Below are 13,060 nucleotides of genomic sequence, written 5' to 3' on the forward strand. Positions count from 1 at the left end.
TTATTCTCTTTTAGAAATCTCATCTCTAATTCTTGCTGCAAGTTCATAATCTTCATTTGCAACAGCTTGATCAAGCATGCGATTGAGCTCTTCAAGAGATAAATCCTTGTAACTTGTCTCTTTTCCGACCATTTCTAAATCCTCTGAGACCAATTCATCTACCAATAAGCTTTCAGGATCATCTTCGTCTTCCTTTTTAGGATTTACTTTTAGATAGATTCCTGCTTGATCCAAAATATTTTTATACGTAAAAATAGGTGCTTGAAAACGTAAAGCTAACGCAATAGCATCACTAGTTCTAGCATCGATGATTTCTTCTATATTATCTCTTTCACAAATAATACTGGAATAGAATACACCATCAACCAACTTATGAATAATTACTTGCTTCACCACAATATCAAACCGATCTGCAAAGTTCTTGAAAAGATCATGAGTTAATGGTCTTGGAGGTTTGATTTCTTTTTCTAGAGCAATTGCAATAGATTGCGCTTCAAAAGCACCTATTACAATTGGTAATTTTCTTTCCCCATCTACCTCACTTAAAATTAGTGCGTATGCTCCATTTTGGGTTTGACTATACGATATTCCTTTTATGTTCAGACGAACTAAACTCATATTTTTTCAATAAAAAAAGGCTGTTTGAACAATCGGACTTTTTCCTAGGTTCAAACAGCCCTTGATTGGGCACAATTTATGAAAATTATGCGTTATTCGCCTTAAATTCCTTTAATTTTTCAATAAGTTTAGGAACAACTTCAAAGGCATCTCCAACGATTCCGTAGTCTGCGGCTTTAAAAAAAGGCGCTTCAGGATCATTGTTAATGACTACTTTAACTTTACTAGCGTTAATTCCCGCTAGGTGCTGAATAGCTCCAGAAACCCCTATAGCGATATAAAGATTTGTTGCTACTGGCTTACCTGTTTGCCCTACATGCTCACCATGTGGTCTCCACCCCATATCACTAACTGGTTTAGAACAAGCTGTAGCTGCACCAAGTACCTCTGCAAGATCTTCAATCATCCCCCAATTTTCTGGTCCTTTAAGACCTCTACCTCCAGAAACAACAATATCAGCATCTGCAATGGACACCTTATCTGTTGCCTTATCTACAGAGGTTACGTTAACTCCAAAATCAGCATCAGAAAGAGATGGCTCAAACGCTTCAGCAGAAGCGGCTCCAGAATTTTCTTTAAGTCCAAAAGCATTATTAGATAATCCTATTACTTTTATATCTGTAGAAATTTCAGTAATATTAAATGCTTTATTTGTAAATGCTGTACGTTTTACAGTAAATGGTGAAGCACTTTGTGGTAATGCTACAACGTTGGTTGCATACCCAGCATTAAGATGCACTGCTAATAAAGGCGCCATAAACTTACTATCGGCACTAGAACTTACAATTACCACTTTTGCACCTTCTTTTTCTGCTGCTTGTTTTACAACATCCGCATAAGCTTTTGCATTAAAAGTATTTAATTTATCATTCTTAACCTCTAGTACTTTATCCACTCCATAGGCTCCCAGTTCATTACTATCGCCACCGTTAACACTTACCGCAGTAACAGATGTACCAAGCATATCGGCAATTCCTTTGGCATAAGACGCTACTTCGAAGGCTCCTTTTTTAAATTTCCCTCCTTCACTTTCTGTATATACTAAAACTGACATATTTTTTTATATTTTTTTAAATAGCTTTTGCTTCGTTATGTAATAAATCTATAAGTTCCTGTACATTATCCGGAGAAACTAATTTCACATCTCCTTTTGGAGCTGGTTTCTCAAATTGTACTGCCTTAGTCTCTGCTGTTGTATCTACAGGCTCTACAACACTAAGCGGTTTTTTACGAGCCATCATAATTCCTCGCATATTAGGAATACGAAGATCACTCTCCTCTACTAATCCTTTCTGCCCACCAATTACAAGAGGTAATTTAGCTGTAGAAGTTTCCTTTCCTCCATCTATTTCACGAATTGCAGTAGCTGTATCACCTTCAATTTCAAGTCCTATACATGTATTAATAAAATTAGCCTCTATCAAAGCTGCCAACATTCCCGGCACCATACCTCCATTATAATCAATAGACTCTCTCCCTGCAATTACTAAATCATATCCTCCATCCTGAGCAACTTTTGCTAATTGCTTAGCTACAAAAAAACCATCAGTTGCTTCTGCATTTACTCTAATAGCATTATCCGCACCAATAGCAAGCGCTTTTCTAAGTGTAGGTTCGGTTTCTGCTCCACCAACATTGACAACATCTACAGATGCTCCTTGTTTTTCTTTAAACCACATTGCTCGTGTTAACCCAAATTCATCATTAGGATTGATCACAAACTGTACTCCATTAGTGTCAAATTTAGTATCCCCATCCGTAAAATTAATTTTGGAAGTAGTGTCTGGCACATGGCTAATACAAACTAATATCTTCATTTTATATAGGTATTTTTTGAGAATTTAATAATAAATGCGAAGGTACAAATAAAAAGTCAAATTTACTATGCACGCATAATAAATTTTTCAATTTTCAACCATCAGTAAAGACTATTAATTGCTACTTTTGCCTTTCGTGTAGCACAAAATAATTTATATCAATGAAGACACTACAATTCAGAGAAGCGATTTGCGAAGCAATGAGTGAAGAAATGCGAAGAGATGAATCCATATATTTAATGGGTGAAGAAGTAGCAGAATATAATGGAGCATATAAAGCTAGTAAAGGAATGCTAGATGAGTTTGGCCCGGATCGTGTTCTGGATACTCCTATATCTGAATTGGGGTTTTCTGGAATAGGTGTAGGAAGTGCCATGAATGGCAATAGACCAATCATAGAGTTTATGACTTTTAACTTCTCTTTGGTAGGAATTGATCAAATCATCAATAATGCGGCAAAAATGAGGCAGATGAGTGGAGGTCAATTTAATATCCCAATTGTTTTCAGAGGTCCAACGGCTTCTGCAGGTCAATTAGGAGCGACACACTCTCAGGCTTTTGAGAATTGGTTTGCAAACACACCTGGTCTTAAAGTAGTCATCCCTTCTAATCCTAAGGATGCAAAAGGGTTACTAAAATCTGCTATACGAGATAACGATCCAGTAATTTTTATGGAGAGTGAGCAAATGTATGGTGACAAAGGTGAAGTTCCTGAAGGAGAATTCACTATACCATTAGGTGTAGCCGAAACTAAAAGAGAAGGTAATGATGTTACTATTGTTTCCTTTGGAAAAATAATCAAAGAGGCATATAAAGCTGCAGATGAATTAGCCAAAGAAAATATTTCTTGTGAGATCATTGATCTTAGAACGGTTCGCCCGCTTGATCTTGAAGCTATTTTTACTTCGGTTAAAAAAACAAATCGACTTATCATATTAGAAGAGGCTTGGCCACTTGCCAATATCGCTTCAGAAATCACATATCAGGTTCAGTCAAACATTTTTGACTATATAGATGCCCCCATCATTAAAATTAATACTGCAGACACCCCCACTCCATATTCTCCGGTATTATTAGAAGAGTGGCTTCCTAATAGTGTAGATGTTGTTAAAGCTGTCAAAAAAGTAATGTATAAATAATAATGAAGCCTATTTCTTTGCGTTTCATTAATTTGCAGATTTAATTTTCAAAAAGAAAAAAGTGGTCTGAAAATTGCATGAACCATATGAGCTTTACATCAATTATTATACATTTATAAAATTATTAGATGAGATATTGGGTTTTAGGAGTTTTATTTATTTTAGGAAATATATCAATTTTTGCGCAAACCAAAGCAGGAGGTCAAGTATACGATAGCAATAAACAACCCATACCATTTGCAAATATCATTTTTGTAAATTCTACAGTCGGTACAATTACCGATGAAAATGGTAGATTCTATATGGAATCTGATCAAAACCATAATGGTATTAAAGTTTCTTTTATAGGTTTTGAAACTAAAACCGTTAATCTTACCAAACGTGTTACTTATAACATGGAGGTTATTCTTGAAGAAGAAGCTGCTGCATTAGATGAAGTCGTTATATTTAAAGGTAAAACTTCTAAAAAGAATAATCCAGCCATTGATATACTTAGGAAAATCTGGAAAAACCGACGACAAAACGGGGTAAAAAAATTCAAGCAATATCAATATGATAAGTACGAAAAACTAGAATTTGACTTGAATACCATTGATAGTGCTTTGGTAAATAGCAGGATTTTTAATGGTATGGAATTTATTTTTGAAGATATAGACACTTCCAGAATTACAGGAAAGACATACCTTCCTATATTCCTTAATGAAGCCATTTCTAAAGTGTATGGTGACAATGAAGCTAATGAGCTTAAAGAAGTATTAACAGGTAACAAAAATGCAGGTTTTAGTGATAATCAAACACTAATAGCCTTTATAAAGGATTTGTATTCTGACTATGATATTTATAATAATTATCTAAAATTCTTTGACAAAAGTTTCACTAGCCCATTATCGCGTACAGGTATTGACGTATATAATTATGTGCTTACAGATAGTGCTTATATCGACAACAAATGGTGTTATAATATTGTCTATTATCCCCGAAGAAAGAATGAACTTACTTTTAAAGGAGATTTTTGGGTAAATGATTCTACTTGGGCAATCAAAGATATCAATCTAGAAGTAACTAAAAGCGCTAACATCAACTGGGTAAAAGACTTATATATTGAACAAGAGTTTGATGTATTGAATGATTCTATATTCTTAATCACTAAAGATTATTTTCAATCTGATTTTGCATTTAGCAAAAAAGAAAAATCTCGTGGGGTATATGGAAAACGTACTACCTTATATGACAACTATAAATTTGATATCAAAAAGAGTAAAAAATTCTACCAAAGTCAGGTAGACCCTTATGATCAGGATATCTATAATCGTGCCGATGCTTTTTGGGAAAATGCACGAATGGAAGAATTAAATAAAGACGAGAAAAAGGTTTATAAATTACTGGATACTTTAAGAACGGTAAAAGCCTTTAAACGCCTTTACAACATAGGCACCATATTAGCTACAGGATATATAGAATTTAATGGTTTTGATTTCGGACCATTATTTTCTACTGTTGGTTTTAATGATATTGAAGGATGGAGACTACGAGCTGGTGGAAGAACGTATTTTACTGCTAATGATAGATGGCGAATTGAAGGGTATGGAGCTTACGGTTTTAAAGATAATAAGTTTAAATATGGGCTATCAGGAAAATATTTAGTGGATAGAAAATCTAGACTTATTGTTTCTGCTGGAAACCGAAGAGATGTAGAACAGCTTGGAGCCAGCCTAACGAATACCAATGATGTAGAAGGTCGAAGTCTTGCATCCTCTTCTATTATTGCCACAGGAGATAATGACCGCTTAACATCAATCAATCTTTCTGCGCTCTCTATGCAATTAGAGCCCCGAAAAAATCTAACAGTAGGAGTTACAGGATCATTTAGAACATTAAAACCTGCGGATCGATCTCGATTTAGTTTAGATTTTATTGATCCTGAAACCGGAGAACTAAAACAAAAAATAAAACAAACAGAAATAGCAACTTCTATTGCTTATTTTCCCGGAAGAAAGACCACAGGCTATGGTGTAGATAAAATAACCGTGAATGATGGTGATTTCGCTACTTTATTCCTTAATTATAGTGTAGGTTTAAAAGATATTATAGAGAGTGATTTTGAGTATCAAAAAGTACAATTCTTATATCAGCAACCATGGAATATTGGTGGTTTTGGAAGATTAAACAGTACTCTGGAATTAGGAAAAACATTTGGTGATGTCCCACTCGGATTATTAAGTGTTATCCCTGGTAATCAAACTTATTTATCTATTTACAACACCTTCCCCTTACTTAATTTCTATGAATTTGTAACTGATACCTATGCCACATTACATTTGGAACACAACTTCAATGGAAGGATATTTTCAAGAATACCATTACTGCGGAAATTAAATTTAAGAGAATTGGTTGGTATCAGAGGAGCGTGGGGTGAATTATCTGATGCAAACAGAATACTAAGTGCTCCATCTGAAGAGCTGCTTCTAACTCCGAATGAAGAAATATATTGGGAGTATAGTCTAGGTGTTGGAAACATCTTCAAGATTTTCAGAATAGATTTTCACTTTAGAGGAAACTATTTTGATAATCCTGATGCTAGAGATTTTGGAGTAACCGGATCTTTTGGGTTCTATTTTTAAAAAAACTTTATCTTTTTGTAAGTATCGTTTCCCTGAAAACGTTATAGTTTATCTAGAAATTAAGAATTAAGTGAAAATCTAATAATTTCCTTTGATAAATTTTTACTAACCCCTTGTAATACCTATCTTTGCCGCCCATTAAAAAGAAAACAAATTATGAGTGCAGCTACTAAAGACAGCTTTGACGTACTAATAGAAATACCTAAAGGGAGTAGAAATAAATACGAATACGATTTTGACATTAAAAAAATACGTTATGATCGTATGATTTTTTCGTCTATGATGTATCCCGCAGACTACGGTTTTATTCCAGAAACCCTAGCACTTGATGGAGACCCGTTAGATGTATTAGTGTTGGTTACAGAACCTACTTTTCCTGGTTGTGTGATAGAGGTAAAACCAATTGGAGTATTCCATATGGCAGATGAAAAAGGGCCTGATGAAAAAATTATTTGTGTTCCTGTAGCCGATCCAATAGCTAATAGATTAGCTGACTTAAAAGAGATGAATCCACATCTAATTAAAGAAATAGAACATTTCTTCCAAGTTTATAAAGATTTAGAAGAAAAGAAAGTTGACGTTGGTGGATGGGGTAATATTGATGAAGCTAAAGAAATTATCAAAGCTTGTGTAAAGCGATTTGATGAATTAGAAGATAAACCTAAAGGATTATTTAGTATATACTAAATTAAGTTCTAAAAATCTTAAAAAAGCGCAATATTTATTCAAAAATATTGCGCTTTTTATATTTAGATGAATTTACTACTTTTAGCAGCTAATTAACTTAAAACACTTTTAATGGAATCAAATATGATTTATATGCCAATTGCTTTGGCATTACTAGGGCTAGTTTATATGCTTATTAAAAAATCTTGGGTAATGAAACAAGATGCCGGTGATGGCAAAATGAAAGAAATTTCGGATCATATTTATGAAGGTGCCTTAGCTTTCTTAAGCGCAGAATATAAATTACTTGCGATATTTGTTGTAATAGTAAGCATCTTACTTGCTATAGTCTCCTTTGTGGTTCCTACGACCCACTGGCTAATTGTAATAGCCTTTATTTTTGGAGCTGTATTCTCTGCTTTTGCTGGAAACATAGGAATGAAAATTGCTACCAAAACTAATGTTAGAACTACACAAGCAGCTCGTACTAGTTTACCAAACGCACTTAAAATCTCTTTTGGTGGAGGTACAGTAATGGGACTTGGAGTGGCTGGTTTGGCCGTACTAGGCCTAACAGCATTCTTTATATTCTTTTTTTACTTCTTTATGGGTGGAGAATGGACTAGCACAATGGATATGACTATTGTACTTGAAACACTAGCTGGTTTCTCTTTAGGAGCTGAGTCAATTGCACTATTTGCTCGTGTTGGTGGAGGTATTTATACTAAAGCTGCAGATGTAGGAGCAGATTTAGTAGGAAAAGTAGAAGCAGGTATTCCAGAAGATGACCCACGTAATCCTGCAACTATTGCAGATAACGTAGGGGATAATGTAGGTGATGTTGCAGGTATGGGAGCAGATTTATTTGGTTCTTATGTAGCTACAGTACTTGCAGCTATGGTGTTAGGAAATTATGTAATTAAAGATATGGGGGGTGCTATCTCTGATGCTTTTGGAGGTATTGGGCCTATTTTATTACCCATGGCTATTGCTGGTGCAGGGATCATCATCTCAGTCATTGGTACAATGTTGGTAAAAATTAAAAGCAACGATGCTAAAGAAGCTCAAGTAATGGGAGCACTTAATATTGGTAACTGGACATCAATCATCCTAGTAGCAGCAGCTTGTTTTGCGCTATGTAAATGGATGCTTCCTGAGACTATGAAAATGGAATTCTTTGGTGAAGGTTTAATAGAAATATCTGCTATACGTGTTTTCTATGCAACTCTAGTCGGTTTGGTAGTAGGAGCTGTGATCTCTTCTGTAACTGAATATTATACCGGATTAGGTAAGTCACCTATTCTAAAAATTGTACAACAATCGAGCACAGGTGCCGGAACCAACATTATTGCTGGTTTAGCGACTGGTATGATTTCTACATTCCCTTCTGTATTATTATTTGCAGGTGCTATTTGGGCATCTTATGCTTTTGCAGGTTTTTATGGAGTTGCACTATCAGCTTCTGCAATGATGGCTACTACAGCAATGCAGCTAGCAATTGATGCTTTTGGACCTATTTCAGATAACGCAGGTGGAATTGCAGAAATGAGTGAGCAAGAACCTATCGTTAGAGAACGCACAGATATTTTAGATTCTGTTGGTAATACAACAGCAGCAACAGGAAAAGGGTTTGCTATAGCATCAGCAGCATTAACATCTTTAGCCTTATTTGCAGCATATGTAACTTTTACAGGAATTGATGGGATTAATATTTTTAAAGCGCCTGTATTAGCAATGTTATTTGTTGGAGGTATGGTGCCAGTTGTATTTTCTGCTTTAGCAATGAATGCTGTAGGAAAGGCTGCTATGGAAATGGTACAAGAAGTTCGTCGCCAGTTTAAGGATATTGCAGGAATTATGGAGGGTACCGGAAAACCAGAATATGACAAATGTGTTGCCATCTCTACTGAAGCATCTTTAAAAGAAATGATGCTACCAGGATTATTAACTATTGGGTTTCCATTAGTCATAGCATTCGTTCCATTATTATTTGGAATGAGCACATTAGCAATTGCCGAAATGTTAGGAGGATATATGGCCGGAGTTACTGTGAGTGGTGTATTATGGGCTATTTTTCAAAATAATGCTGGTGGTGCTTGGGATAATGCTAAAAAATCATTTGAAGCCGGGGTAGAGATTAATGGAGAAATGACATATAAAGGTTCTGATGCTCATAAGGCTGCAGTAACAGGGGACACCGTTGGAGATCCTTTTAAAGACACTTCAGGGCCATCTATGAATATTTTGATTAAACTTACCTGTTTGATAGGTTTAGTAATTGCTCCAATTTTAGGCGGGCATACTGAAGAAACAGCTGTAGCTTCGAACGAGATAGAAGTTGTACAATCTGCTGAAAAAACTTCTGAAAGAAAAATAGAAGTTAAGATGAGTAAGAAAAATGAAATCGCTACTGCGACAGTAACCATAGAAACCTCTGAAAACGGAAAAACGAAACAAGTGGTTAAAGAATTAAAAGGTTCAGAAGCAGACGTAAAAGCAGAGATTGAAGCCATCAAAGCTTCTATTCAATAAAAAAATCACTATTTTTTAGTATATGACCTCGCTCTTTCGAGCGAGGTTTTATATTTTTAAGAAATAATAACAATTCATGTTCAGGAAAAAAGCTTTACGAATCAATGCATATCTTGGTTATGGCACCAAAACACTTTTTCGTGCTACAGGAAGAGCTCTGGAAGATGAAAATGTAGATTTTAGTACAAATCAGGGGACTTTTAAAACCCTAAGAAATATCTACAAACAATTAGAAAGTGATGAAATTCGTAAAGCGGAAATAGAATTACAATTATCCGATGGAAGAAAATTCGAAACCACTACTGATCAAGAGGGATATTATCAGTTTGACCTGGAAATCCCCAACCTTAATGAATTCGTAGATTATGAAGGTTGGTTATCTTATACCATTTCATACAAAGAAAATCAAATATCTCAAAAGATAAGTCAACAAAACCTTTTTCCAAGTCAAATGCTAATCCCATCAAATCAGGCTGAATTTGGTATCATAAGTGATATAGACGATACCATATTACATACCGGTGTAGCTTCTGTTCTAAAATGGCGAGTAGTTGCGAATACACTTTTTAAAAATTATGACAAACGCCTTCCTATTGAAGGCACAGTAGACTTTTATAAGAAATTACATTTGGGTAAAAATGGTATGCCTATAAACCCTTTTTTTTATGTTAGCAACAGCCCCTGGAATCTTTATGACTACTTAAATGCTTTTCTAAAAAAACATAGCTTTCCAAAAGGTCCTATTCTATTGAGGGATTTTAGAACACCATTTGACAAAACACCAAAACCCAAACTTCCTCATAAGCAATCTGAGATCTTAAGTCTATTAGAAATGTATCCTAATCTAAAATTTATTTTAATCGGAGATAGTGGAGAAAAAGACGCAGACATATACACCAAAATCGCAAGTCAATATCCAGATCAAATTTTAGCTATATATTTAAGAAATGTTCAGCATCGCAGAAAAGAAAAACGTATCAAAAGAATTATAGATTCCTTTACTACAACACCTATTTTATTAGTCAATACTTCAGTAGAAGCAATTGATCATGCAAGAAAATCAGGTTTTATAGATTAGTTTTTTAAACTTCTTACTTCAGAAGTCAAAGCCTGCATAGCTTCCTGTAATTGCTTGATACTTGTCATATCAGAATTAGCATCAATATTAAAACTTAGCTTACTATTCACCTCCCATAGTTCAACAATTTGATGAGCATTGATATTGAATGGTAAATATTCAGAATTCAGAGAGATTAGTGTAATAACAGAGGCATCTTCATTCTTTCTGATTTTTTTTACCACTACACTATCCTCTAGTACTACTACACAAATAGTATTGCTATTCACTTCAGAAAGATTATTAACAGCCTTCCCTATAACCCACTCTTGTGGCTCTAGTACAGGCAACATACTATCTCCTTCTACCTGAAAACCTCTATACGTTGCATTTCTATATTCCGGCAAAGGAATATCAAACGCCGGTAACTGCTGGTACCAATCTAAATCTTGTACATTATGTGGGTATCCTGCAGCAGCCTTAACGTTAACCAAAATTATATTCTCATTGTTCTCAGAATTTACTGTAACAACTTTTGGGGCTACATTACCGTTATGAAGCTCTATATTCTTTTGTTCACTTTCGCCAAATAGCCATAGTGGATTGATGCTAAATTCCTGTAATAATCGAGTAACAACTTTACCGGAAATCTTTGTCTTCCCTCTCTCAATATCTGCAGTCGAGTTCTTAATCTGCAAAACTTCTGCAAAATCAGATTGGGTATAATGGTTCTCTTCGCGAATTTGTTTAAATCGCTTAATGGTTTGGTCAGTTAAATTATCCATATAATTCCAATTTAATTTTTAATCATAGATAGATAATAATTATTTAACGATTGTTTGGGATAATTACCTAACAAAGATACATTTTTTTGGAATATTTCCAATTTTAACAGTTGTTGATTTTTATTTTAATGGAATATTTCCATAAATTTGGAAAAATTACTAATCAAAATCAGCCAAAATATGTCTTCAACAATCATTTTGCATCAACCTATCCCCGAAAAAGTAATTAAACACTCTCTTGACAATTCTATTTCTACAGTTCAAATTCTACAACAAAAACTAATAGAAAAAGGTTTTGTGTTTCTTCAAAACCAGAAAATTGGGAATTACAATTTTAACTTTTACTGCTCTAAACATAAAATTGCTATAGAGATCGATGGATATGCACACGAATTTTCTGATGTATATAGTAAAGACTTGCCAAAAAAGCTTCACATTCATTCATTAGGGATTGTTGTTTTCAGGTTCACAGACTACCAAGTTTTAACAGATATCGAAGAAATCATTAGAGCTGTTAAAAATCATATCAAAACTTCAGTTGAACACCCTTATGTCGTTTGATCGAATTAGAGAAAAACTTTCTATTCTTGCTGATGCTGCAAAATATGATGTCTCTTGCGCTAGCAGCGGAGGTAAGAGATCAAATCCCAATAAAGGACTTGGTAACAATACCGGTATGGGTATTTGTCACAGCTATACAGAAGATGGCCGATGTGTTTCTTTGTTAAAAATTCTACTTACTAACCATTGTATTTATGATTGTGCTTATTGTGTTACTAGAAAAAGTAATGATATTAAACGAGCTGCTTTTAAAATTCAGGAGGTTGTAGATCTTACTATTAACTTTTATCGTAGAAATTATATTGAGGGATTATTCTTAAGTTCAGGAATATTTAAAAATGCAGACTTTACCATGGAACGGCTTGTTGCCGTTGCTAAAAAGCTTCGTTTAGAAGAAAATTTTAATGGTTATATCCATCTAAAATCTATTCCTGGTGCTAGTGATGAACTGATGAGACAGGCTGGGTTATATGCAGATCGCTTAAGTGTAAATATCGAAATTCCCACTGTTTCAGGTCTAAAACTCTTAGCTCCAGATAAAAAACATGAAGATTTCATCAAACCTATGGAAAAGGTTAAAAACGAAATCATACGGTATACATCAGAAAAGAAAATTATCAAAAGTACACCTAGATATGCTCCAGCTGGGCAAAGTACTCAAATGATTATTGGAGCAACAGGAGAAAGTGATCGGGATATCATGTATTCAGCAACATATTATTATAAAAAGTTTAATATGCGAAGAGTATATTATTCAGGTTATGTACCTGTATTATCAGATAATCGTCTCCCTTCTCTAGGCACAGAAGTGCCAATGTTACGAGAGAACAGATTATATCAAACAGATTGGTTACTTCGTTTTTACGGATTTTCTGTTAACGAAATATTGAATGACTCACATAAGAATCTTGATTTAGATATTGATCCAAAGCTGAGTTGGGCATTACGGAACCCTCATTTATTCCCTATTGATATTAATAAGGCTGATAAAAGAACAATTGCTCGAGTTCCCGGTATCGGAATGCAATCAGTCTATAAAATACTGAATGCAAGAAAATTCAGAAATCTAGATTGGACTCACCTTAAAGCAATAGGCATATCACTAAATAGAGCTCAATATTTCATTACTTGTAATTCTAAAGATTTTTATAAAAAAGACATATCCCCTATTCATTTAAAGAACAAAATATTAAAGACTTCCAATAGCAAATACAAAAAGTATTTCAGTAACCAACTAAGTCTTTTTTCTTAAAATTCAACATTT

General features: G+C 34.3%; 11 protein-coding genes. 7 read left to right on the top strand and 4 right to left on the bottom strand.

Annotated features, from left to right (window positions below):
* From J8M14_RS00560 to J8M14_RS00570, 3 genes are all read right to left on the bottom strand, one after another.
* Entirely contained in the window at positions 1-618 is a 618-nt protein-coding gene (locus J8M14_RS00560) for a bifunctional nuclease family protein (RefSeq protein ID WP_211072398.1), read from the bottom strand.
* 85 nt (positions 619-703) lie between these two features.
* Entirely contained in the window at positions 704-1,672 is a 969-nt protein-coding gene (locus tag J8M14_RS00565; protein ID WP_211072399.1) for an electron transfer flavoprotein subunit alpha/FixB family protein, read from the bottom strand.
* Between the two features lie 16 nt (positions 1,673-1,688).
* Complete coding sequence (locus J8M14_RS00570; protein ID WP_211072400.1) at positions 1,689-2,435, bottom strand: electron transfer flavoprotein subunit beta/FixA family protein; 747 nt, start codon at positions 2,433-2,435, stop codon at positions 1,689-1,691.
* A 161-nt stretch (positions 2,436-2,596) separates the two neighbouring features.
* Here J8M14_RS00570 and J8M14_RS00575 point away from each other — a divergent pair, with 161 nt between their 5' ends.
* The 5 genes from J8M14_RS00575 (at position 2,597) to J8M14_RS00595 (ending at position 10,471) form a co-directional block, all read left to right on the top strand.
* Positions 2,597-3,574 (top strand): pyruvate dehydrogenase complex E1 component subunit beta, encoded by a 978-nt coding sequence (locus J8M14_RS00575; RefSeq protein WP_211072401.1) that lies wholly within the window; start codon positions 2,597-2,599, stop codon positions 3,572-3,574.
* A gap of 128 nt (positions 3,575-3,702) precedes the next feature.
* The gene (locus J8M14_RS00580; protein ID WP_211072402.1) at positions 3,703-6,195 is read left to right on the top strand and encodes a DUF5686 and carboxypeptidase-like regulatory domain-containing protein; all 2,493 of its coding nucleotides are present in this window, start codon (positions 3,703-3,705) and stop codon (positions 6,193-6,195) included.
* 156 nt (positions 6,196-6,351) lie between these two features.
* Positions 6,352-6,882, top strand: coding sequence for an inorganic diphosphatase (locus tag J8M14_RS00585; RefSeq protein WP_211072403.1), 531 nt, complete (start codon positions 6,352-6,354; stop codon positions 6,880-6,882).
* 111 nt (positions 6,883-6,993) lie between these two features.
* Entirely contained in the window at positions 6,994-9,393 is a 2,400-nt protein-coding gene (locus J8M14_RS00590) for a sodium-translocating pyrophosphatase (protein ID WP_211072404.1), read from the top strand.
* Between the two features lie 76 nt (positions 9,394-9,469).
* The gene (locus J8M14_RS00595) at positions 9,470-10,471 is read left to right on the top strand and encodes a phosphatase domain-containing protein (protein ID WP_211072405.1); all 1,002 of its coding nucleotides are present in this window, start codon (positions 9,470-9,472) and stop codon (positions 10,469-10,471) included.
* Here J8M14_RS00595 and J8M14_RS00600 read toward each other — a convergent pair.
* The gene (locus J8M14_RS00600; protein WP_211072406.1) at positions 10,468-11,235 is read right to left on the bottom strand and encodes an XRE family transcriptional regulator; all 768 of its coding nucleotides are present in this window, start codon (positions 11,233-11,235) and stop codon (positions 10,468-10,470) included. The genes J8M14_RS00595 and J8M14_RS00600 overlap by 4 nt on opposite strands.
* Positions 11,236-11,415: 180 nt before the next feature.
* On the opposite strand from J8M14_RS00600, the gene J8M14_RS00605 reads away from it, so the two are divergent.
* Both J8M14_RS00605 and J8M14_RS00610 read left to right on the top strand, forming a co-directional pair.
* Positions 11,416-11,796 carry a DUF559 domain-containing protein gene (locus J8M14_RS00605; RefSeq protein WP_211072407.1) on the top strand — a complete coding sequence of 127 codons (381 nt, stop codon included), beginning with the start codon at positions 11,416-11,418 and terminating at the stop codon, positions 11,794-11,796.
* The gene (locus J8M14_RS00610; protein ID WP_211072963.1) at positions 11,786-13,048 is read left to right on the top strand and encodes a putative DNA modification/repair radical SAM protein; all 1,263 of its coding nucleotides are present in this window, start codon (positions 11,786-11,788) and stop codon (positions 13,046-13,048) included. Before J8M14_RS00605 ends, J8M14_RS00610 begins: the two co-directional genes overlap by 11 nt.
* Positions 13,049-13,060 lie beyond the last annotated feature (12 nt).

Origin of the sequence: Aquimarina sp. MMG016, from assembly GCF_018100805.1 — a bacterium.
In the GTDB taxonomy this organism is placed as follows: Bacteria; Bacteroidota; Bacteroidia; order Flavobacteriales; family Flavobacteriaceae; genus Aquimarina.